Origin of the sequence: Comamonas terrigena NBRC 13299, assembly GCF_006740045.1 — a bacterium.
GTDB classification, from domain to species: Bacteria; Pseudomonadota; Gammaproteobacteria; order Burkholderiales; family Burkholderiaceae_C; genus Comamonas; species Comamonas terrigena.
In genome coordinates this window covers 1,277,229-1,300,064 of record NZ_AP019749.1, presented here as the reverse complement: position 1 = coordinate 1,300,064, position 22,836 = coordinate 1,277,229, and the positions used below count along the sequence as shown (strand labels likewise).

Below are 22,836 nucleotides of genomic sequence, written 5' to 3'. Positions count from 1 at the left end.
CAGCCCCTGCCCCAGGAGGACGCCCGCCGGCCTCCGTGCCGCAGCAGCCTCATCCGCACGCGGACCGGTCTGCTGCGGTGTCAGCGTGCGGCGGCTTCCAGCTCCGCCCGGCCCAGCACAAAGGCCGGGTTCTCGGTCAGCGTCTCCAGCGCCATGTCGATGAACGCCCGCACGCGGGCAGGCTGGGCGCTGCGGCTGCCCCAGTACAGATACAGGCTGTGCTCCTCCACCAGGTACGGCAGCAGCACCGGCACCAGGCGGCCGGACCGGATGAACGGCGCCGCCGTGACCCCCGTCAGCTGGCCCAGCACCTGGCCGCCCAGCACGGCCTGCAGCTCCAGTTCTTCGTCATTGGTGCTGAAGGCCGGCGTGAGCGCCTGGTAGACCACCGCGTCCCCTTGCCGCAGCTGCCAGGGCATGGGGCGGCCGGTATCGGTGCGCAAGAACACGCTGCATGGGTGCCGCGCCAGCTCGGCCGGCGTGCGCGGCGCGCCCTGCCGCTCCAGATAGGCCGGCGCCGCGCAGACGATCAGCTGCAGCGCAAACAGCCGCCGCGCCACCACGCCTTCGGCCGTGGCCGGGCCGCCGCGAAAGCCCACATCCACCCGATCCTCCACCCAGTTGCCTACATGGTCGTCCAGTTGCACCTCCAGCTGCACCGCGGGGTGGCGGGCACTGAATGCGGACAGCAGCGGCGCCACCACCGGGCGAAAGGTGGAACGCGGCCCCACCACCCGCAGCGGTCCGGCGATCTCGTCCTTGGCATGCTGCACACCGGCCAGCGCCTGCTCCAGGCTGCGTACTGCCGGCTGCACCGTGGCCAGCAGCTGCCGCCCCTCGGCCGTCAGCGCCATGCTGCGCGTGGTGCGGTGGAACAGGCGCACGCCCAGGTGCTTCTCCAGCTGGGCCAGCGCCTGGCTGGCCGCCTGGGCGCTGACGCCCTGCTGCTGCGCCGCCCGGCGCAGGCTGCCCAGCTCGGCCGTGTGAAGAAAGGTGTGCAGCGCGCGCAGTTCATTGATGGGCATGGGCCATGGTAGGGGCAAACACCTGAAAAATCCGTCTACTGACAAATTTCACTTGTAAATCCTTCAAGGCATTGATGGCTAGTGGCTTGTGAATGTGCTTTCTAGAATCTGCTCACAACGGCTGCCGCTGCCCTCCTCCTTTCCACCCCGGCAGCGGCCAGCACTTTCTTGCGACTTTTCCCACAGGACACCACCATGGTCATGCCCGTGCGCGGCTATGCCGCCCATTCCGCCACCTCTGCACTGGGGCTGTTCAGCTTTGTGCGCCGCGATCCACGCCCCAACGATGTGGCCATCGAGATCGAATTTGCCGGGGTCTGCCACTCCGACCTGCACACCGTGCGCGGCGACTGGGGCGTTCCACGCTACCCCGTGGTCCCCGGCCACGAAATCATCGGCCGCGTGACGGCCGTGGGCGCCGATGTGACGCGCTTTACCGTGGGCCAGCGCGTGGGCGTGGGCTGCATGGTCGACTCCTGCCAGCACTGCCCGGCCTGCGCCCAGGGGCTGGAGCAGTACTGCGAGAACGGCATGACCGGCACCTACAACGATGTGGACCGCCAGGACGGCACATCCACCCAGGGGGGCTATTCGGAACGCATCGTGGTCTCCGAACAGTTTGTGGTGAACGTGCCCGAGCACCTGGACCCTGCCGGCGCCGCCCCGCTGCTGTGCGCGGGCATCACCACCTGGTCGCCGCTGCGCCACTGGAAGGTGGGCCCCGGCAGCAAGGTGGCCGTGGTCGGCCTGGGCGGCCTGGGCCATATGGCGTTGAAACTGGCCAAGGCCATGGGCGCCGAAGTGACGCTGTTCAGCCGCAGCCCGGGCAAGGAAGCCGACGCCCAGCGCCTGGGTGCCAGCCACGTGGTGATCTCCACCGATCCCGCGCAAATGAAGGCCGTGCGCGGCCAGTTCGATCTGATCATCGACACCGTGCCCTATGTGCACGAACTCAACCCCTATGTCAGCACCCTGGCGGTGTCCGGCACGCTGGTGCTGGTGGGCTACCTCGGTCCGCTGGAAGAAATGCTCAACACCGCCCCCATGGTGATGGGCCGCAAATCGGTGGCCGGATCGGTGATCGGCGGCATTGCCGAAACCCAGGAGATGCTGGACTTCTGCGGCCAGCACGGCATCACGGCCGATATCGAGCGCATCGACATCGGCAGCATCAACGACGCCTACGAACGCATGCTGAAAAGCGATGTGAAATATCGGTTTGTGATCGATATTGCCTCGTTCCAAGGCGCTGCGTGAGATCACCCTGCCACCCTGTGGCGGCAGGGGCAACCCGGTCATAGCCGCTGGCAGCCCAGCGCATCGGCCGCTCGCCCATGTCCAGGGCTCCTGCCCCGCCACCGGGACGCAAAAAAAAGCCAGCACGCAGCTGGCTTTTTTTGCGGGGGACACGGAACGCGCCGGCTTATTCCACCCGGAAGATGCCGCTGGGCTTGAAGGTCCAGCCTGCGGCCTTGCCCTTGCTGCCGCGCTTGCCGGCCGCGTTGTTCAGGCTGCGGATTTCCAGGGTTTCTTCCCGGTCCTTGCCGCCGCGTCCGTTGCCGGTGATGCGCACGCTGCGGGTGTAGGCTGCTGCCCCCACCAGGCTGGCCTTGTCCTCCAGCTTCATCAGCTGCAGGCCGCGGCCCCCGCTCATCAGCTTCAACTCGGACAGGGCATAGGTCAGCACATGACCATCGCTGGACAGGCAGGCCACATGGGTGGCGGCCGGTGTGTCGACGCCGTCGGCCGTGGCGGCGGGGATGGCGGCCAGGTTGCTGGGCAGGCACAGCGTCTCGCCGTCCTGCACCGTCACAAAGGACTTGCCCGCCTTGTTGCGCGCCACCATGGATTCCAGCTTGGCCACAAAACCGTAGCCGCCGGAGCTGGCCAGCAGCAGCTGGCTGTCGGCACTGCCCGCAAAGTAGGCGGTGATCTGGCTGCCGGACTCCAGGTCGATCATGGTGGTGACGGGCTGCCCGTCACCGCGCCCGCCGGGCAGGCTGGAGACAGCCACGCTGTAGACACGGCCGTTGTCGCCAAACACGATCAGCTGGTCCACGGTGCGGCATTCGAACGTGCCCCACAGCTGGTCGCCGGACTTGAAGGTAAACACCGCGGCCTCGTGGCCATGGCCCTGGCGCGTGCGCACCCAGCCTTTTTCGGAAATGACCACGGTCACCGGCTCATCCACCACCTTGACCTCGGCCACCACCTTCTTTTCCGCCTGGATCAGGGTGCGGCGTGCATCGCCAAACTCTTTGGCGTCGGCCTTGATTTCCTTGACCATCAGGCTGCGCAGCGCCTTGGAGTCCTGCAGGATTTCTTCCAGCCCCTTCTGCTCGTCGCGCAATGCGGCCAGTTCCTGCTCGATCTTGATGGCTTCCAGCCGTGCCAACTGGCGCAGGCGGATTTCCAGAATGTCTTCGGCCTGGCGTTCGGACAGGTTGAAGCGCTCCATCAGCGCCGGCTTGGGCTCGTCGCTGGCACGGATGAGGGCAATCACCTCATCGATGTTCAGCAGCACGGCCTGGCGGCCTTCCAGGATGTGGATGCGGTCCAGCACCTTGGCCAGGCGGTATTCGCTGCGGCGGGTGATGGTGGCCTGGCGGAAATCGATCCACTCCTCCAGCATCTGGCGCAGCGGCTTCTGCACCGGTTTGCCGTCCAGCCCGATACAGGTCATGTTGATGGAGCTGGACGTTTCCAGGCTGGTGTGGGCCAGCAATGCGACCACCAGCTCGGACTGCGGCACCTTGCCGGTCTTGGGCTCGAAGACGATGCGCACCGGTGCGTCCTTGCTGGACTCGTCGCGCACCCCATCCAGCACCGCCAGCATGCTGGCCTTGAGCTGGTTCTGCTCCAGGGTCAGCGCCTTCTTGCCGGTCTTGACCTTGGGGTTGGTGATGTCCTCGATCTCTTCCAGCACCTTCTGCGTGCTCACGCCCGGAGGCAGCTCGTTGACCACCAGCTGCCACTGGCCGCGCGCCAGCTCCTCGATCGTCCAGCGCGCACGCACCTTCAGGCTGCCGCGGCCGCTGCGGTAGGCCTCGGCAATGTCATGGCTGCTGCTGATGATCTGGCCGCCGCCGGGGTAATCCGGACCGGGAATCAGTGCAAACAGCTCCTCATCGGCCAGCGCGGGCTTTCTGATCAGCGCCACGCAGGCTTCGGCCACTTCCAGCAGGTTGTGGCTGGGAATTTCGGTGGCCAGACCCACGGCAATGCCGCTGGCGCCGTTGAGCAGCGAGAAAGGCAGGCGCGCGGGCAGCTGCTGGGGCTCTTCGGTGCTGCCGTCGTAGTTGGGCACGAAATCCACCGTGCCCTGGTCGATCTCGTCGAGCAGCAGGCGCGTGATCTTGGACAACCGGGCCTCGGTGTACCGCATGGCTGCAGCGCCGTCGCCGTCGCGGCTGCCGAAGTTGCCCTGGCCGTCCACCAGCGGGTAGCGCTGGTTGAAATCCTGCGCCATGCGCACCAGCGCGTCGTAGGCGGACTGGTCGCCATGGGGGTGGAAACGGCCCAGCACATCGCCCACCACACGGGCGCTCTTGACCGGCTTGGCCGCCGTGTTGCCGGTGCTGCCGCCATAGGACAGGCCCATGCGGTCCATGGCGTACAGAATGCGGCGCTGCACGGGCTTGAGGCCGTCGGCCACATCGGGCAGGGCCCGGCCCTTCACCACGGACAGGGCATATTCCAGGTAGGCGCGCTGGGCGTAGGCGCCCAGGTCCAGCGAGTCACCGCCCTCGGCGGGGCGTGCAAGGTCTAGCGTCAAATGGTCACTCATGGAAGAAAGTTCGGGGTAGTACTCAGGTCCGCAGCCGGCTGGTCGCCGCGCAGCTCCATGCGCACCCGGCCTGTGCCGGGGATGGCCGCCTGGCGGCCACCGCGTGCGGCCGCCGCGGAAGCGCCGGGCTGCAGCTGTTCATACAACGCCAGCACGGTGCGGACATAGTTTTGGGTTTCTTTGTACGGGGGAATCGCCTGGCCGAAGCGTTTGACAGCGTTTTCCCCTGCGTTGTAGGCGGCCAGCGCCAGGTCCAGCCGGCCCGGGAACATGGCGATCAAATACTTCAGGTAGCGGGCGCCGGCCTGCAGATTCGTGGCGGGGTCGGTGAGCTTGGCGGCCACCGAGCGGCGCGCGTCGGCGCGCACGCCAAAGCGCTCGGCCGTGGCCGGCAGCAGCTGCATCAGCCCCACAGCGCCCTTGGGCGAGACCACATCCACATCGAAGCCGGATTCGGTGGCGATCAGGGCCTTGAGCAGCTCGTAGTCCAGCCCGGTATTCTGCGCGGTGTGCTCCACATGGCGGCGCACCCGCTGGTACTGGGCCGAGGACGAGAAATACGCTGCCAGCTTGCCGGCCGATGCCACGGAAGCCGCGTCCACCTTCAGGCCCGAGCCGCTACCTGCGTGTCGGGGCGTGCCGTCGCGCTGCGAATCGAAATCATCGCCCTGGAAGAACAGGCGGTAGCGCTCATCCAGCGGCTCGGCCGCAAAGTGGGTCACGCCCTGACCATCCACATAGGCCCAGATATCGGCCCGAGCCGCGCCGGGCAGCGCCAGGGCCGCGGCAGCCGACAGCCAAAGGGTCAGCAGCAGCCGTCGGTACCGGGCGCGCAGCCCTCTTTCACCGCACAGGCGCAGTCCCGCCGGGCGTGCCGCGTGCTGCGGCCATGCCCGTAAAGTCTGCAGCCATGCAATGAAAGACAGCGGCATGGCAGGGCCTCAGATGTCCAGGTCCACCGCGTCGCCGTGCAGCTCCATCAGCTCACGGCGCGAGGCTGCCTCGCCCTTGCCCATCAAGCGGGTCATCAGGTGCTCGGTCTCCTGCAGCGGCATGGTGTCGACCTGCACCGGCAGCAGGCGGCGCGTGTCGGGGTTGAGCGTGGTTTCCCACAGCTGCTCGGCGTTCATCTCGCCCAGGCCCTTGAAGCGGCTGATCTGGCATTTCTCGCGCGCCACACCTTCCTTGACCGCTTTCTCCAAGATGGCGTTCAGCTCGCTTTCGTCCAGCGCATAGACCTTGGCCGCGGGCTTCTTGCCGCGTGCCGGCACGTCCACGCGGAACAGCGGCGGACGGGCAATGCACACATGGCCGGCCTCCATCAGCTTGGGGAAATGCTTGAAGAACAGCGTCAGCAGCAGCACCTGGATGTGGGAGCCGTCCACGTCGGCATCGGACAGGATGCAGATCTTGCCGTAGCGCAGGCCGGACAGATCCACCACGTCATCCGGACCATGCGGATCGACACCGATGGCCACCGAGATGTCGTGAATTTCGGTGTTGGCAAACAGGCGGTCGCGGTCCACTTCCCAGGTATTGAGCACCTTGCCGCGCAGCGGCAGCACGGCCTGGGTCTCCTTGTCCCGTCCCATCTTGGCGGAGCCGCCGGCCGAATCGCCTTCGACCAGGAACACCTCGTTGTGGGCCAGGTCGCGGCTTTCGCAATCGGTGAGCTTGCCGGGCAGCACGGCCACGCCGGAACCTTTGCGCTTTTCCACCTTCTGGCCGGCGCGCTGGCGCGTCTGCGCGGCCTTGATGGCCAGTTCGGCCAGCTTCTTGCCGTGCTCCACATGCTCGTTCAGCCACAGCTCCAGCGCCGGGCGCACAAAGCCCGAGACCAGGCGCACGGCATCACGGGAGTTCAGCCGCTCCTTGATCTGGCCCTGGAACTGGGGGTCCAGCACCTTGGCCGAGAGCACATAGCTGGCGCGGGCGAACACATCGTCCGGCATCAGCTTGACGCCCTTGGGCAACAGCGAATGCATGTCGATGAACGCCTTGACCGCCTGGAACAGGCCGTCGCGCAGGCCGCTGTCGTGCGTGCCGCCGGCGGTGGTGGGAATCAGGTTGACATAGCTCTCGCGCAGCGGCGCACCTTCTTCGGTGAAGGCCACACACCAGGCCGCACCTTCGCCTTCGGCAAAGTTGTCGTTGTGCCGGTCGGCAAAGCCCTCGCCCTCGAACAGGGGAATGACGGGGTCGCCCGCCAGGCTTTGCGCCAGATAGTCGCGCAGGCCGCCCTTGTACTGCCAGCTTTGCGTGTCGCGGTTCTTGTCGTTGACCAGGGACACGCTCACGCCGGGCATCAGCACCGCCTTGCTGCGCAGCAGGTGCACCATCTCGCCCATGGGCAGGTTGGACGATTCAAAGTATTTGGCGTCCGGCCAGGCACGCACGGTGGTGCCCTGCTTGCGCTCGCCGCTTTGCAGCGGGCGCACGGTCAGGGGCTCGATCACATCGCCACCGGCAAACACCAGATGGGCCACCTTGCCGTCGCGGTGCACGGTGACTTCCATGCGCGTGGACAGCGCATTCGTCACCGACACGCCCACGCCGTGCAGACCACCGGAGAAGCTGTAGGCGCCGCCCTGACCCTTGTCGAACTTGCCGCCGGCATGCAGGCGGGTGAAGACCAGCTCCACCACAGGGGCGCCTTCTTCGGGGTGCAGGCCAAAGGGAATGCCGCGGCCATCGTCTTCCACGCTGACCGAGCCATCGGTATGCAGCGAGACCTTGATGCGCTTGCCGTAGCCGGCCAGGGCTTCGTCGGCCGCGTTGTCGATCACCTCCTGCAGGATGTGCAGGGGGTTGTCGGTGCGGGTGTACATGCCGGGGCGTTGCTTGACCGGCTCCAGGCCCTTGAGGACGCGGATCGAACCTTCCGAATATTCGGGAATGGAAGTAGAGGGTTTGGCTGCCATGGGGGCGAATTGTAGTGCGCGCACCAGCGCACAGCTGGATAAATAAACAGTTACCCCTGACGCCATTGCTTGCACATGCGCAAGCGCCGGGGCATTTCCGGGCGCAACGCTAACACAGCAGGCTGTCGCGCCGGAGTCCATTCGCGAGGTGGGGCTGCCCCACAGGTAGCGGGTGAACTGGATACATTCCACAGCTATGCAAAACCAAAACAACACCACCAACCGCCTGCCCATGCTGCAGGTGCTGCTGTGCGGGGGTGCAGTGGTCACCTTGTCCATGGGCATACGCCACGGCTTCGGCCTGTGGCTGCAACCCATCACCCAGGAAATGGGCTGGACCCGCGAATCCTTTGCCCTGGCGATTGCCATCCAGAACCTGTCCTGGGGCGTGCTGGGCATCTTCGTGGGCATGATGGCCGACAAGCTGGGCGCCTTCAAGGTGCTGATCGGCGGCGCCATCCTGTATGCGCTGGGTCTGGTGGGCATGGCGCTGTCGCCCTCCACCTTGCTGTTTGCGCTCACGGCCGGGGTGCTGATCGGTGCCGCCCAGGCCGGCACCACCTATGCGGTGATCTATGGCGTGCTGGGGCGGCAGATTCCGCCCGACCGCCGCAGCTGGGCCATGGGCGTGACGGCGGCAGCCGGTTCGTTCGGCCAGTTCTTCATGGTGCCGGTGGAAGGCGGGCTGATTGCGCAGTTCGGCTGGTCCAACGCGCTGCTGATCCTGGCCGTGATCGCCCTGGTGATTGCCGCCCTGGCCTTTGGCCTGCGCGAGCCCGGCTTTGGCGGCACGGCAGGTGCTGCGCCCCAGCGCGACCAGACCATCGGCCAGGCCCTGGCCGAAGCCTGGACCAACCCCAGCTTTGTGCTGCTGCTGTCGGGCTACTTTGTCTGCGGCTTCCAGGTGATGTTCATCGGCGTGCACATGCCCAGCTACCTGAAGGACTTTGGCATTGCCCCCCAGGTGGCCAGCTATTCCCTGGCGTTGGTGGGCCTGTTCAACATCTTCGGCACCTACATCGCCGGGAATCTGGGCCAGAAAATGCCCAAGCGCTACCTGCTGTCGGGCATCTACGGGCTGCGCTCGGTGGTCATCATTGCCTTCCTGCTGGCCCCGCTGTCGCCCTGGTCGGTCTACCTCTTCTCGGCCGCCATGGGCTTTCTGTGGCTGTCCACCGTACCGCTGACCAATGCCACCATCGCCCAGATCTTCGGTGTGCAGCATCTGTCCATGCTGGGCGGTTTTGTGTTCTGCAGCCACCAGGTGGGCAGTTTCCTGGGCGTGTGGCTGGGCGGCTACCTGTATGACCGCAACGGCAATTACGACATGGTCTGGTATCTGGCGATTGCGCTGGGCATTTTTGCCGCCGTTGTCAACCTGCCGGTGCGTGAGCAGGCCCTGGTGCGCAAGCCGGCCGCCGCCTGACCGGTCTCTCACCGCCGTTCAGCGCTACCATCGCAGCCATGCATACCCCCGGCACCGCACCGCCCTCTGTCCCGCCCCGGCTGCACGGCTGGCGGCGGGCGCTGGTCTGGGCGGTCATCGCCGCGGTGCTGGCAGCAGTGTTTGCCCTGTATCTGCAGCCGGACTTCATGGTCACACTCGCCAACCAGGTCTGGGCCTGCTTCTGAGCCTGGGGGCAGCCCGCCCCGGCGGCATGGCCGGGAGGTCTCATGCCCCGCATCCTCATCACCGGCGCCTCTGACGGCATCGGCGTCGAAATGGCGCTCCAACTGGCACGGCACCACCAGCAATCGCTGCAGCTGACCCTGGCCGCGCGCAACCTCGACAAACTGCAGTCCGTGGCGGACCAGTGCCAGGCCCATGGCGCCCAGTTGCTGGCCGTGCCCACCGATGTCTCCGACGAGGCGGCCTGCCGCGCCCTGGTGGCACAGAGCGCGCAGCAGTTTAGCGGCCTGGACGTGCTGGTCAACAACGCCGGCGTATCGGCCCATGCCCTGTTCGAAGAAGTGAGTGCCGAGCACCTGGCCTGGTACGAGCAGCTGATGCGCACCAATTTCTGGGGCAGTGTGTGGTGCACCCATGCCGCCTTGCCGCACCTGAAAGCCTCGCACGGCAGCATCGTGGCCGTGTCCTCGCTGGCCGGGCTGGTGGGCGTGCCCGGGCGCACGGCCTACAGCGCCAGCAAGTTCGCCCAGGCCGGCTTTTTCGAAGCGCTGCGCGCCGAACTGAAACCGGCCGGCGTCAGCGTGACCACGGCCTACCCCGGCGTGGTGGACACCCGCATCCGTTACCACGGCTACAACGCCCAAGGCCAGGCCGCCGGCGTCAGCGGCCTGAAGGAGGAACATGCCATGCCCGTGGCCGAATGCGCGCGGCTGATCCTGCAGGGCATGGAACGCCGCCAACGCGAGGTGGTCATGACACGCCAAGGAAAACTGGGCCGCTGGGTCAAGCTCATTGCCCCCAGTGTGGTGGAACGCATGGCGCTGGCGGCCCTGCAGCGTCCGCTTGGCAGCCATTGACCCTGGTCAGCCCAGGCCGTCTGCACCACCTGCCCCCAAGGTACAGGCTGCTATAGTTTTCTACATGATCCACGCCACGCCACCTGCCTCCACACTCCCGCAAGCCCAGCCAGCACCGTCCCCCTGGATCGAGCGCTGGCGCCATCTGCTGCCGGCCGGCTGCAGCGTGCTGGATGTGGCCTGCGGCAGCGGCCGCCACCTGCGCTGGCTGGCCGCCAATGGCCATGCCATGACCGGGGTGGACCGCGATGCAGCCGCACTGGCCGCACTGCCCGGTCTGGGCGAGCTGCTCTGCGCCGATATCGAAAACGGCCCCTGGCCGCTGCCGGGGCGCCAGTTCGGCGCGGTGGTGGTCACCAACTACCTGTGGCGCCCCCTGTGGCCGCAGATCCTGGACAGTGTGGCGCCCGGCGGCGTGCTGCTGTATGAAACCTTCGGCCAGGGCAACGAAGCTTTTGGCAAACCGTCACGCCCGGACTTTCTGCTGGCCCCCGGCGAGCTGCTGCAGGTCTGCACCGGCTGGCAGGTGGTGGCCTATGAATGCGGCCAGCTGCGCCAGCCTGACCGCGTGGTGCAGCGCATCGCCGCCATCCGCCCAGCGGGCAGCGCGCTCCCGGCCCGGCTGACGCCTTAACCCGGTCATCCGGCCTTCCACCGGTTCGAAGCCTTCAGCACGGGGGGCCCGCGGTCGCCTTAAAACCAGAACCACACCCCCGCCCCGGCCTGCCAAGGACTGCGGCGCAGGCACATGGAATCACCCGCCACGGGCACGTGCACACCACACGCCATGGCAGGGCCTCCCGGCAACACCCGCCCATCTCCGGGATTGCACGTGCGGCCTTTGAAACCCGTCCCTCCCGACACTCTCACTGAAGTTCTGCTCTCCATGCCCACCTACGCCCTGCTGCTGGCCCACGACGAATACCCCAGTTCCACCACCGCATGGCCCGCCCGCCCGGCTGCCTCGGGCAGCCCCTGCGACGGCTGGGCCGAATGGTTCGACCACACGCCTTTGCTGTTCAGCCTGCTGATGGGCGATGCCCAGCACCTGCCCACGCTGGTACCTTGCAGCGCCTACGGGGACAACGAAGGCCTGTCCTCCCTAGCCGCCCCCATGGACGGCGTGAAAGCCCGCTGGCAATGGCTCAAGTCCCAGATGGAGCCGCTGCCCGCGCATTGGCCTGAGGCTCAGCGCCGGCAATGGCAGGACATCGACCAGGCCATTACCACCAGCACGCGCCGCTGGCTGCTGCTGGACTGCGCCACGCTGTGCCCGCATGACTTTGACGAGCCCGCATACACCGCCTTTTTGCAGGCCCAGCGCGATCAATGCCTGTTGTGGGACTGCAGCACCACGGGCCTGCCCGAGGTGCTGCACAGCCTGCTGCAATCGCCCGCCGCCCAGCTGGGCTGGTGGAGCCCCTCGGTGGTGGCACGCACCGAACCGGTGGAGCGCGACATCTCCGACGACTGGCCTGCCTGGCTCTCCGAGCACTATGAAGAGCGCTACCACGGAGCCTGGGAGGAAGAACTCGAGGCCTACGTGGTGATGCCCAAGTTGCACCCTCACACCGGCCTGCCCTGCCAGACAGAGCAGGAGCGTGAACACTGGCCCGTGGGCCTGGTCACGCCCTACGGTCGCTGGCTGCTGCATCCGGATGCCGGCGCCCTCGGCGCGTTTGCCAGCGGCAACTGCATCAACCTGGTCTATCCGCCGGAGCGCCCGGGACAGGCCGAGCGCCATGGCATCCAGGACGCCAATGGACTGTGGCTGCTCACTCCGGATCAGGGCTATCCCGAAGCCTGGGCGCTGACACCATACCTGATCAAGTCGCAAGCGGCCGACGGCAGCGATACGCTGCTGCGCCTGTCCGATCTGGCTGTGCTGTACAGCGGCCTGAAGGAGATCGAGCTCTCCCACGATGACGGGCTCATTCGTGCGCGCCGCAGCGACGACATCATGCTACTGCTGGACGCCACCGGCCAGCCGCTGTTCGACAGCACTTTCAGCCACGTGCTGAATTTCAACCCCAAGAACGGCCTGGCGGTGGCCTTCCAGCGCCAGCGCCCAGGCGACCGCAGCAGTCCGTTGCGCGAAGGCGTGGTCCACCGCAGCGGCGTGCTGCGCGTGCCCTGCGCCTTTGCCCAGATCGAGCGCGGCTTCAACGATTCGCCCCCCAAGGTCTTCCCCGGCGGTAAACTGCTGGCTTACAGCCCCGAAGGCCAACCCCATGTCTTCAGCACCAAGGGCCAACTGCTGAGCGCACCCGCGCTGTGGTGCCCGCCGCTGGCCCGCATCGTCCAGAAGAACGCGCTGCTGGCCGGCATGGGCAGCGGCCCTGAAGCGGAGATGGGCTGGTTCTCTTTGAAAGACTTCAGCTTCACGCCCACCGGCGAAACCTGGGGCGAAGTCACCGAGGCCCTGCGCAGCAACCTCACCGGGACAAGCGAGCTCGAAGTGCGCGTCCTGCGCCGCAGCGATCTGGTGGACGCCGAAGACACGGACTGGATGCAGGACGTGGCCCGCATACTGTGCCTGGGCGATACCGGCGCGGGCGATGCCCTGGCCGAGCGCTGGCGCGACGCGGTCGCCCACCCGGACCCGGACGACTTTGGCTGGGACACAGAGGACCCGGATTTCGACCCCGACACCCTGGAGCTCTACGGCGACGACAACGACCTGACGCTGTACTGGCAGCATCTGCTAGCCATTGCGCCGCAGTTTGCCCAACTGGACTGGAAGGATGCCGATGGCCTGGCCGGCAGCCAGTGGCTGCCCGGCACCCGGGATTGGCAGTGGGACCGCGCCACCCAGGGCGATGGCATGCAGGATGGACTGGACAGCCTGGCCCAGCACCTGGGCACGCAGCAGCTGGCCTTGCTGCAGCTGCGCACCGACAGCGACTGCCTGCGCTTTGCCGTGGTGCGCCAGGACGATGCAGCCCCTTTGCTGGAGCGGCTGTCCCAGGCCGCTGTCGGCGCCTGGGTCCACGAGGTGTGAAGGTGGAGCGGCCCTGCCGGGGATGGCTGCAGCGGCCGCACCGCCCGCTCCTCCTGTTCCGCGGGCCGTCCAAGCCCGTGCCGCTTCACGCGCTTGCCCCCGTGGCACCGGCACGAACGCAACACATTCGACGAAACAAAAAATAATTTATCGTCATATCGGCGAATAATTGCATCAAAATGGCATAAACAGCGTCATGAGCGTTGCCACCCTGTCTGCCCAGTGCCCTTCACCAGATCCGCTGGGTAGAATGAATTTTTACCGTTTCACTTTGCGGACATGACCACTTCTTCCGTCGCCCTGCGGGGCAGCATTGTTGCCCTTGTCACACCCATGCATGAGGACGGTAGCGTCGACTACCCCAGCCTGCGCAAACTCATCGACTGGCATGTGGCCGAAGGCACCAACTGCATCGGCGTGGTCGGCACCACAGGCGAATCGCCCACGGTGAGCGTGGAAGAACACTGCGAAATCATCCGCGTGTCCGTGGAACAGGCCGCAGGCCGTGTGCCCGTGATGGCCGGCTGCGGCGCCAACAGCACGCACGAAGCCATCGAGCTGGCCCGTTACGCCAAGAAGGTCGGCGCCGACAGCCAGCTGCAGGTTGTGCCCTACTACAACAAGCCCACGCAGGAAGGCCAGTACCAGCACTTCAAGGCGATTGCCGAGGCCGTGGGCGACCTGCCCATGATGCTCTATAACGTGCCCGGCCGCTCCGTGGCCGATATGCAGCACGACACCGTGCTGCGCCTGGCGCAGATCGACAGCATCTTCGGCATCAAGGAAGCCACCGGCAACATCGAGCGCGCACAGTGGCTGATCCGCGATGTGCCCGAGGATTTTGGCGTGTACTCCGGCGATGACCCCACTGCCGTCGCGTTGATGCTGCTGGGCGGCCACGGCAATGTGTCCGTCACCGCCAACGTGGCCCCGCGCCTGATGAGCGATCTGTGCAAGGCCGCGCTGGCCGGTGATGTGAAGCGCGCCATGGACATCCAGTTCAAGCTGATGCCCCTGCACAAAAACCTGTTTGTGGAAGCCAACCCCATCCCTGTGAAATGGGCTGTTGCACGCATGGGTCTGTGTGGCGCTACCATGCGCCTTCCCATGACACCGCTGTCCGCAAACAACCACGCCGTAGTGGAAACTTCTTTGCGCGACGCGGGTCTGCTCTAATAGCGGTTTGCGCCGGGTGTCGCCCGGCGCTTTCCCATGTCTTGACCCTCAAGGATTTCCTGCGTGAAAAACATCACACGACTGAGCCTGTTGGGCATTGCCGTCGCTCTGTCGGCTTGCTCTGTGCTGGAGAACGACAAGATCGACTATAAGAGTGCCAAAAAGGGCGTGACCCTGGACGTGCCTCCCGATCTGAACCAGCTCTCTCGCGACACACGCTACAACGTGCCCGGCTCCAGCGTCTCGGCCCGCGAGCTGCAGGCTGGCCAGGCCTCGGTGACACCGCCGCTGGAAAAGGCTGCCGCCCTGACCGTGGGTGACGTCACCATCGAACGTGACGGCAACCAGCGCTGGCTGGTGGTCAACCGCCCTGCCGACAAGATCTGGGATCCGGTGCGCGATTTCTGGCTGGAAAGTGGCTTCAACATGGCCATTGAAAAGCCCGAGCTTGGCATTCTGGAAACCGACTGGGCCGAAAACCGCGCCAAGCTGCCCCAGGACGTGATCCGCTCCACCCTGGGCAAGGTGTTCGATTCGCTGTACTCCACCAGCGAGCGTGACCGCTTCCGCACCCGCCTGGAACGCCGCGCCGACGGCAAGACCGAAATCTACGTGACGCACCGCGGCATGCAGGAGGTCTACGCCAACCAGCAAAAGGACAGCACCATCTGGCAGCCACGCGCCGCCGATCCCGAGCTGGAAACCGAATTCCTGCGCCGCATCATGGTGCGCCTGGGCAGCACCGAAGAGCAGTCCAAGGCCGTGGTCGCCGCGGGCGGCACCAAGCCCACCGTGGCCCAGTCGGCCCGCGTGACCACGCTCAACGGCCAACCCGCCGTGGAAATCGACGAAGCCTTCGACCGCGCCTGGCGCCGTGTCGGTGTGGCCCTGGACCGAACCGGCTTCACCGTGGAAGACCGTGACCGCAGCAAGGGCCTGTACTTCGTGCGCTACGTCCCGGCCAACCCCGACACGGAAGAAAAGAAGAAGGGCTTCTTCGGCAGCCTGTTCGGCTCCAAGGCCGAAGCCAAGCCCGCCAAGTACCAGATCGCCGTGCGCAGCGAAGGCGCCAAGTCGAGCGTGGTGGTGCTGGGCGAAAACGGCCAGCCCGAGAGCGACGTCAATGCCCAGCGCATCGTGCGCGTCATTGCCGACGACCTGCGCTAATCCCTTCGGGATTCCCCCCAAAGGCTGCTTCGGCAGCCTTTTTTCATGGCCTTTTCAGCCGGCAGCACGGCCAGGCTGTCAAACCTGCGCACTCCTGAGCCTCTGGGCCTTGCACTGGCGAGATGGCGGTGCCCCTCTGACGACCGCCATCCAGTGCTGCGCCCGGCGTGCACCACACACCGTCCAGCGCCCCCCCTGCAGTAAAGACCAGGACCTGCGCACCACCAGCCTCACCTCGACCCCACCTGAACGCGCAGCCCATGTGTGTGGCCAGGAGTGCCGACACAGCGCTGGCACCAATGCAGTGAACCGGCAAGACGCAGAACCCCTGCAAGGCACCCCTTCACGACCGGCCTGCCGCCGCAAGCCGCGGCGGCCATAGAGGCCAAAGCCCTGCCCACAAACAAAAAGCCCGCCAGAGGCGGGCTTTTTGGTGCATTCACCACCACGTTTGTCAGGCCAGGGCCCGCAAGGTGGAGGAGGAGTGCAAATTACTTGGCTGCGGGTTCAGCAGCTTGCTTGGCAGCGTCGGCAGCAGCGTCAGCGGCTTGCTTGGCGGCATCAGCAGCAGCGTCAGCGGCGGGGGCAGCAGCGTCAGCAGCAGGAGCGGCGGGAGCAGCAGCGTCAGCGGCAGGAGCAGCAGGAGCGGGAGCTTCCACAGCAGGAGCGGCGGGAGCAGCAGGAGCTTCTTCCTTCTTGCCGCAAGCAGCCAGAGCAGCAGCAGCGATCACGGTAGCCAGAACGAGAGACTTCTTCATGACAATTTCCTCTTGAGGATGAGTTATTCGGTATGCCGCACCGGCTGACCCCCTCCGGGCCCTGTTGGCTGGTGCTACGCACATGCCCGCCAGGGGCACGCATGCACAGGCATGTACCGTCTCAACGCGTGTCACTCGCAGTCGGTTTACAGGGTTTGCATATTTTTTGAAAAAAACTTTGCCTCCCCTGTAAAACCGCAGCAGCCCGATGCCGCACGCCTTTGTCAGCCGGCCAGCAGCTGCCGCAGCACATAGGGCAGGATGCCGCCGTGGCGGTAGTAATCCACCTCGATAGGGGTATCGATGCGCAGCTTCACCACCACGGTCTGCTGGCTGCCATCCGCGCGTGTGACCACCAACTTCGCATCACTTTGCGGTGCCAGATTCGCGGCGGGGATCACGTCGATCCACTCGTCCCCCTTCAGCCCCAGCGTCTGCCAGCTGTCGTTGCCCTTGAACTGCAGCGGCAGCACCCCCATGCCCACCAGGTTGGAGCGGTGGATGCGCTCGAAGCTGCGCGCGACCACCGCCTTGATGCCCAGCAGCTGCGTGCCCTTGGCCGCCCAGTCGCGGCTGGAGCCGGTGCCATACTCCTCGCCTGCCAGCACCACCGTGGCCCGACCGGCCGACTGCCACTTCATCGCGGCGTCGTAGATGGACATCTTTTCCACCTTGCCGTTGTCGTCGCGGTAGAGCGTCACCCCGCCCTCCTCGCGCGAGCCATCGACCGCCGCCGGAATCATCAGGTTCTTGATGCGCACATTCGCAAATGTGCCGCGCATCATCACCTCGTGGTTGCCACGGCGCGAACCATAGCTGTTGAAGTCGGCTTTTTGCACGCCATGGGCCAGCAGCCACTGGCCGGCAGGAGAGCTTTCCTTGATGGAGCCTGCCGGCGAGATGTGGTCGGTGGTGATGGAGTCGCCAAACAGGGCCATGATGCGCGCACCGCGCACGTCGTAGTCGGGTGCCGACGCGCCCCCCGCAGCAGCACCCAGCTCCAGCGTGAAGTCCTGGAAGAAAGGGGGCTCGGCAATGTAGGTGCTTTGTGGCCAGGTATAGGTGGAGCCGGTCACGCCCTTGATCTTTTCCCACAGCTTGCCGGGCTCGGTCTTCACTTTTTCATAGTTGGCGCGGAAAGCCTTGCCGTTCATGGCGTACTTCAGCAGCGCATGGATCTCCTCGCTGCTGGGCCAGATATCGCCCAGGTAGATGTCCTTGCCGCCCTTGCCCTTGCCCACCGGTTCGGTCATCAGGTCCTTGCGCACCGTGCCGGCAATCGCATAGGCCACCACCAAGGGCGGGCTGGCCAGGAAATTGGCCTTGATATTGGGGTGGATGCGCGCCTCGAAGTTGCGGTTGCCCGACAGCACGGCCGCACACACCAGGTTGTTGCGCGTGATGGCGTCGTTCAGCTCCGGCGTCAGGTCGCCCGCGTTGCCGATGCAGGTGGTGCAGCCATAGCCCGCCAGCGCAAAACCCAGCTTTTCCAGGTAGGGCAGCAGGCCGGTTTCGGTCAGGTACTCGGTCACCACGCGGGAGCCGGGCGCCAGCGAGGTCTTGATGTGCGGCTTGACCTTGAGCCCGGCCTGCACCGCCTTCTTGGCCAGCAGGCCGGCCGCCAGCAGCACGCTGGGGTTGGAGGTGTTGGTGCAGCTGGTGATGGCGGCAATCAGCACGTCACCGTTGCCGATGCGCAGCACCTTGTCGTCGCTGCCGGGTAGCGCGCACACCGCCGTGGTCACGGCATTGTCATGCGTGGTTTCCAGCGTGGGGCGGTTGCCGACCATTTCCACCACCGCACGCGGTGCGCCCGGCTTGGGCGGCGGTGCATCGGTGGCCAGTTCCCCTTCGCCACAGCCTACGCGGTGGCGCAGTCCCAGCTGGTCGGCCGGCTGGTTGAAGCCGTTGGCCGCCACCGAGGCCGTGAACAGGGCATCGAACTTGCTGGCCACATCGCCGATTTCGATACGGTCCTGCGGGCGCTTGGGACCAGCCAGGCTGGGCGCCACCGTACCCAGGTCCAGGGAGACCACGCGCGAATAGTCGATGTCGCCCGCCCGGGGCACGCCAAACAGCCCCTGGGCGCGGAAATAGGCTTCGAACGCCTCGATCTCGCTTTTCTTGCGGCCCGTGCCCTGAAAGTAGTCCAGCGTCTTTTCATCCACCGGGAAGAAGCCCATGGTGGCGCCGTATTCCGGCGCCATATTGCCGATGGTGGCGCGGTCCGGCAACGTCAGGCTGGCTGTGCCTTCGCCAAAGAACTCCACAAACTGGCCCACCACCTTTTCCTTGCGCAGCATCTCGGTGACAGTGAGCACCAGGTCGGTGGCGGTCACGCCTTCGCGCAGCCGCCCCGTGAGCTCGAACCCCACCACATCGGGCGTCAGAAAGTACACCGGCTGGCCCAGCATGGCGGCCTCGGCTTCGATGCCCCCCACACCCCAGCCCACCACGCCGATGCCGTTGATCATGGTGGTGTGGCTGTCCGTGCCCACCAGGGTGTCGGGGTAGTAGACCCCATCAGCAGTGCGGTGCACGCCGCGCGCCAGGTATTCCAGATTCACCTGGTGGACAATGCCGAAACCCGGCGGCACCACGCCAAAGGTGTCAAAGGCCTGCATGCCCCATTTCATGAACTGGTAGCGCTCCTGGTTGCGCTGAAATTCCAGTTTCATGTTCAGGTCCAGCGCCTTGGGAGTGCCGAAGTAGTCGACCATGATGGAATGGTCGACCACCAGATCCACCGGCACCAGCGGCTCGATGGCCTTGGGCTTCTTGCCCAGCAGGGCGGCGGTGGAGCGCATGGCCGCCAGATCGGCCAGCAGCGGCACCCCGGTGAAGTCCTGCAGCACCACCCGCGAGACCACGAAGGGAATCTCGTCGGTCCGCACGGCCTTGGGCTTCCACTGCGCCAGCTGGGCCACATGCTCGGGCGTGACCTTGTTGCCGTCGCAGTTGCGCAGCACCGATTCCAGCACGATGCGGATGGACACCGGCAAGCGTTTCACGCCGGGGTATTTCTGCGCCAGCGCTGGCAGTGAGAAGAATTTCCCTTCCTTGCCCGAAGCGGTTCGGAAGTTGTGGAGGGTGGAAGCGAATGCGTGTTTCATCGAGGGTTCTCCGTCCATACAAAAGCCATCTCCCCTGCATTCTGCGTCGCCCCCTCTGACGCGTCTATCGGACAAAGACCACGCGGCAAGCCATCGGGTACAAAAAAACCCGCCGAAGCGGGTTGGTGGCAAGGGCCGGCGCATGTCCGGCCTGTGCAGCAGGTGAATTACACCTTTTCAGCGACTGCCGCGTACTCGGCGATCTCGTTGAAGTTCATGTAGCGGTAGACGGAGGCCTTGTCGGCATCGATCACGCCCATTTCCTTCAGGTACTCTTCCTTCGAAGGCAGCTTGCCCAGGCGCGATGCGATCGCGGCCAGCTCGGCCGAGCCCAGGAACACATTGGTGTTCTTGCCCAGACGGTTGGGGAAGTTGCGGGTCGACGTGGAGATCACGGTAGCGCCTTCACGCACCTGGGCCTGGTTGCCCATGCACAGCGAGCAGCCCGGCATTTCAGTGCGCGCACCGGCCGTGCCGAAGGCCGCGTAGTGGCCTTCCTTGATCAGCTCGCTCTGGTCCATCTTCGTGGGAGGAGCCACCCACAGCTTGACGGGGATGTCGCGCTGGCCGCCCAGCAGCTTGGCTGCGGCGCGGAAGTGACCGATATTGGTCATGCAGGAGCCGATGAAGGCTTCATCGATCTTGGTGCCGGCCACGTCGGACAGGGTCTTGGCGTCATCGGGATCGTTCGGGCAGCAAACGATGGGTTCCTTGATGTCGGCCAGATCGATTTCGATGATGTGGGCGTACTCGGCGTCCTTGTCGGCTTCCAGCAGATCGGGCTTGGCCAGCCAGGCTTCGACCTTTTCGATACGGCGCTGCAGCGTGTTGGCGTCGGCGTAACCATCGGCGATCATGTTCTTCATCAGAACGATGTTCGAGGTCAGGTATTCCTTGATCGGCTCGGGGTTCAGCTTGATCGTGCAACCTGCGGCAGAACGCTCTGCCGAGGCGTCGGACAGCTCGAACGCTTGCTCTACCTTCAGGTTGGGCAGGCCTTCGATTTCCAGGATACGACCCGAGAATTCGTTGATCTTGCCAGCCTTGGCCACGGTCAGCAGACCTTGCTTGATGGCGTACAGGGGGATCGCGTGCACCAGGTCGCGCAGGGTCACGCCGGGCTGCATTTCACCCTTGAAGCGCACCAGCACCGATTCGGGCATGTCCAGCGGCATCACGCCGGTCGCCGCGCCGAAGGCCACCAGACCGGAGCCTGCCGGGAAGGAGATACCGATGGGGAAGCGGGTGTGCGAGTCGCCACCGGTGCCGACGGTGTCAGGCAGCAGCAGGCGGTTGAGCCAGCTGTGGATCACGCCGTCACCAGGACGCAGGGCCACGCCACCGCGGTTGCTGATGAACTCGGGCAGTTCGCGGTGGGTCTTCACGTCCACGGGCTTGGGGTAGGCCGCGGTGTGGCAGAAGGATTGCATCACCATGTCGGCGGAGAAGCCCAGGCAGGCCAGGTCCTTCAGCTCGTCACGGGTCATGGGGCCGGTGGTGTCTTGCGAGCCCACAGTGGTCATGCGGGGTTCGCAGTAGGTACCGGGGCGCACACCCTGGCCTTCCGGCAGCCCCACGGCACGGCCCACCATCTTCTGGGCCAGCGTGAAGCCGGCGTTCGAAGCAGCAGGAGCCTGGGGCAGGCGGAACACCGTGGAGGCGGTCAGACCCAGGAATTCGCGGGCCTTGGCCGTCAGCGAACGGCCGATGATCAGGTTGATCCGGCCGCCGGCGCGCACTTCGTCGAACAGCACGTCGCTTTTGAGCTGGAACTCGGCCACCGTTTCGCCATTCTTGGTGATCTTGCCGTCATAGGGCAGCACATCGATCACGTCACCCATTTCCAGCTTGGAAACGTCCACTTCGATCGGCAGCGAGCCCGAGTCTTCCTGCGTGTTGAAGAAGATGGGGGCGATCTTGCCGCCCAGCGTCACGCCACCGAAGCGCTTGTTGGGGACAAAGGGAATGTCCTGACCCGTGGCCCAGACGATGGAGTTGGTTGCCGACTTGCGCGAAGAACCGGTACCCACCACGTCGCCGACGTAGGCCACCAGATTGCCCTTGGCCTTCAGTTCGTCGATGAACTTCATCGGGCCGCGCTTGCCGTCTTCCTCCGGCTTGAACTTTGCGTCAGGACGCGTGTTCTTCAGCATGGCCAGGTAGTGCAGCGGAATGTCGGGGCGGCTCCATGCGTCCGGAGCGGGCGACAGGTCGTCGGTGTTGGTCTCACCGGGCACCTTGAAGACGGTGACGGTGATCTTCTTTTCCACTTCGGGACGCGAGGTGAACCACTCGGCATCCGCCCAGCTCTGCATCACTTCCTTGGCCTTGGCATTGCCCGCCTTGGCCTTGGTGGCCACGTCGTTGAAGAAGTCGAACATCAGCAGCGTCTTCTTCAGGGCGTCGGCAGCCACACCGGCGACTTCGGCGTCGTCCAGCAGCTCGATCAGGGGGTGGACGTTGTAGCCGCCCACCATGGTGCCCAGCAGCTCGGTGGCCTTGGACTTGGAGATGAGGCCCACCTTCAGGTCACCGTGTGCCACGGCGGCCAGGAAGGAAGCCTTGACCTTGGCCGCATCGTCCACTCCGGGCGGCACGCGGTGGGTCAGCAGATCCAGCAGGAAGGCATCCTCGCCAGCAGGCGGGTTCTTGATCAGCTCGATCAGCTCAGCGACCTGCTTGGCATCCAGAGGCAGCGGGGGGATGCCCAGTGCGGCACGTTCTGCCACATGGTCACGGTAGGCTTTCAACATGGGTTCTCTCTCCAATGGTTTTGTAAGTGGGGTCAGCCTCTTGGCAGCCCACCGCCGGCTTTATTTGCCGGCTGCGGGGTTTTCCAGAAGGCTAGGAGGGGGGTTTCGCTTGATGGCCTCAGCCACCTGGGTTTGCTCGCTGCTCATGCACTCGTCCGCCAGGCGCTGGCCTTGCTTCTGGTTCATGAGCATGGATTTGTTGGCGATCTGCAGCCACACGGCGCCAGCCTGCTTGTCTTCCAGGCGCACCACGCCGGTGGACGTGGCCACAGGGGACATGTGGTACTTGAAGCCATTGCCGTCCACGTGGAAGTAACCAGGGTTGTTGCCGTCCTTGGTCACGTTCACGTGCTGGCCCAGTTCGCAGCCGATGCGGCCGGTGTGCACGCGGTCCGCCAGGCTCAGGGCTTCGGGCGACAGGGCCGAGGCAGCCACCGCCGTGGCGGCACCCGCGCCGGCCGCGGCGGCTACAGCGCCCTTGGCGGCTGCAGGCTTCTTGGCGGTGGTGGTTTTCTTCGCGGTGGAGGCCTTGGCGGCCGGTGCAGCTTTCTTGGCGGCAGCGGGCTTGGGCTGGACGGTGGCAGCAGCGGGCTGTACCAGCATCAGTGCGGGTACGAGGGCGATGACGGAGGCAATGAGGGTTTTCAT

The 22,836-nt window shown here is 65.6% G+C and carries 16 protein-coding genes; 8 read left to right on the top strand and 8 right to left on the bottom strand.

The features are described from left to right. Positions 1-80 precede the first annotated feature (80 nt). Positions 81-1,025, bottom strand: a complete 945-nt coding sequence (locus CT3_RS05990) for a LysR family transcriptional regulator (RefSeq protein WP_066539155.1) — start codon at positions 1,023-1,025, stop codon at positions 81-83. A gap of 195 nt (positions 1,026-1,220) precedes the next feature. On the opposite strand from CT3_RS05990, the gene CT3_RS05985 reads away from it, so the two are divergent. Beyond that, the gene (locus CT3_RS05985; RefSeq protein ID WP_066539156.1) at positions 1,221-2,282 is read left to right on the top strand and encodes an NAD(P)-dependent alcohol dehydrogenase; all 1,062 of its coding nucleotides are present in this window, start codon (positions 1,221-1,223) and stop codon (positions 2,280-2,282) included. A 166-nt stretch (positions 2,283-2,448) separates the two neighbouring features. Here the strand turns inward: CT3_RS05985 and parC are convergent, their stop codons facing one another. Genes parC through CT3_RS05970 form a run of 3 tightly spaced genes read right to left on the bottom strand, consistent with a single transcriptional unit; the run spans position 2,449 to position 7,733 of the window. Beyond that, positions 2,449-4,812, bottom strand: a complete 2,364-nt coding sequence (gene parC / locus CT3_RS05980; protein WP_066539157.1) for a DNA topoisomerase IV subunit A — start codon at positions 4,810-4,812, stop codon at positions 2,449-2,451. Next, a complete protein-coding gene (locus CT3_RS05975; protein ID WP_066539161.1) occupies positions 4,809-5,744 on the bottom strand; it encodes a lytic transglycosylase domain-containing protein in 936 nt (311 codons plus the stop codon). Before CT3_RS05975 ends, parC begins: the two co-directional genes overlap by 4 nt. A gap of 9 nt (positions 5,745-5,753) precedes the next feature. Continuing rightward, the gene (locus tag CT3_RS05970) at positions 5,754-7,733 is read right to left on the bottom strand and encodes a DNA topoisomerase IV subunit B (protein WP_066539163.1); all 1,980 of its coding nucleotides are present in this window, start codon (positions 7,731-7,733) and stop codon (positions 5,754-5,756) included. 232 nt (positions 7,734-7,965) lie between these two features. On the opposite strand from CT3_RS05970, the gene CT3_RS05965 reads away from it, so the two are divergent. The 7 genes from CT3_RS05965 to bamC all read left to right on the top strand — a co-directional run bounded on the left by CT3_RS05965 (position 7,966) and on the right by bamC (position 15,564). Further along, positions 7,966-9,159, top strand: a complete 1,194-nt coding sequence (locus tag CT3_RS05965; RefSeq protein WP_066539517.1) for an MFS transporter — start codon at positions 7,966-7,968, stop codon at positions 9,157-9,159. Positions 9,160-9,197: 38 nt separating this feature from the next. Beyond that, positions 9,198-9,365 carry a hypothetical protein gene (locus CT3_RS21165; RefSeq protein WP_172591864.1) on the top strand — a complete coding sequence of 56 codons (168 nt, stop codon included), beginning with the start codon at positions 9,198-9,200 and terminating at the stop codon, positions 9,363-9,365. Positions 9,366-9,407: 42 nt separating this feature from the next. After that, positions 9,408-10,220 carry an SDR family oxidoreductase gene (locus CT3_RS05960; protein WP_066539166.1) on the top strand — a complete coding sequence of 271 codons (813 nt, stop codon included), beginning with the start codon at positions 9,408-9,410 and terminating at the stop codon, positions 10,218-10,220. A 64-nt stretch (positions 10,221-10,284) separates the two neighbouring features. Next, on the top strand, positions 10,285-10,854 hold the full coding sequence (locus CT3_RS05955; protein ID WP_066539167.1) for a class I SAM-dependent methyltransferase: 570 nt from the start codon (positions 10,285-10,287) through the stop codon (positions 10,852-10,854). Positions 10,855-11,106: 252 nt separating this feature from the next. After that, on the top strand, positions 11,107-13,221 hold the full coding sequence (locus tag CT3_RS05950) for a DUF6630 family protein (RefSeq protein ID WP_066539170.1): 2,115 nt from the start codon (positions 11,107-11,109) through the stop codon (positions 13,219-13,221). Positions 13,222-13,500: 279 nt separating this feature from the next. After that, positions 13,501-14,397, top strand: a complete 897-nt coding sequence (gene dapA, locus CT3_RS05945) for a 4-hydroxy-tetrahydrodipicolinate synthase (RefSeq protein WP_066539171.1) — start codon at positions 13,501-13,503, stop codon at positions 14,395-14,397. A 63-nt stretch (positions 14,398-14,460) separates the two neighbouring features. Next, a complete protein-coding gene (bamC, locus tag CT3_RS05940; protein WP_066539173.1) occupies positions 14,461-15,564 on the top strand; it encodes an NlpB/DapX family lipoprotein in 1,104 nt (367 codons plus the stop codon). 491 nt (positions 15,565-16,055) lie between these two features. On the opposite strand, the gene CT3_RS05935 is transcribed toward bamC, so the two are convergent. From CT3_RS05935 to CT3_RS05920, 4 genes are all read right to left on the bottom strand, one after another. Continuing rightward, positions 16,056-16,322, bottom strand: a complete 267-nt coding sequence (locus CT3_RS05935) for a hypothetical protein (RefSeq protein ID WP_083520520.1) — start codon at positions 16,320-16,322, stop codon at positions 16,056-16,058. A 224-nt stretch (positions 16,323-16,546) separates the two neighbouring features. Continuing rightward, a complete protein-coding gene (locus CT3_RS05930; RefSeq protein ID WP_066539177.1) occupies positions 16,547-19,435 on the bottom strand; it encodes an aconitate hydratase in 2,889 nt (962 codons plus the stop codon). 167 nt (positions 19,436-19,602) lie between these two features. Next, positions 19,603-22,188 carry a bifunctional aconitate hydratase 2/2-methylisocitrate dehydratase gene (gene acnB / locus CT3_RS05925; protein ID WP_066539180.1) on the bottom strand — a complete coding sequence of 862 codons (2,586 nt, stop codon included), beginning with the start codon at positions 22,186-22,188 and terminating at the stop codon, positions 19,603-19,605. Between the two features lie 60 nt (positions 22,189-22,248). After that, positions 22,249-22,836: a hypothetical protein gene (locus CT3_RS05920; RefSeq protein ID WP_066539182.1), complete on the bottom strand. Its 588-nt coding sequence runs from the start codon at positions 22,834-22,836 to the stop codon at positions 22,249-22,251.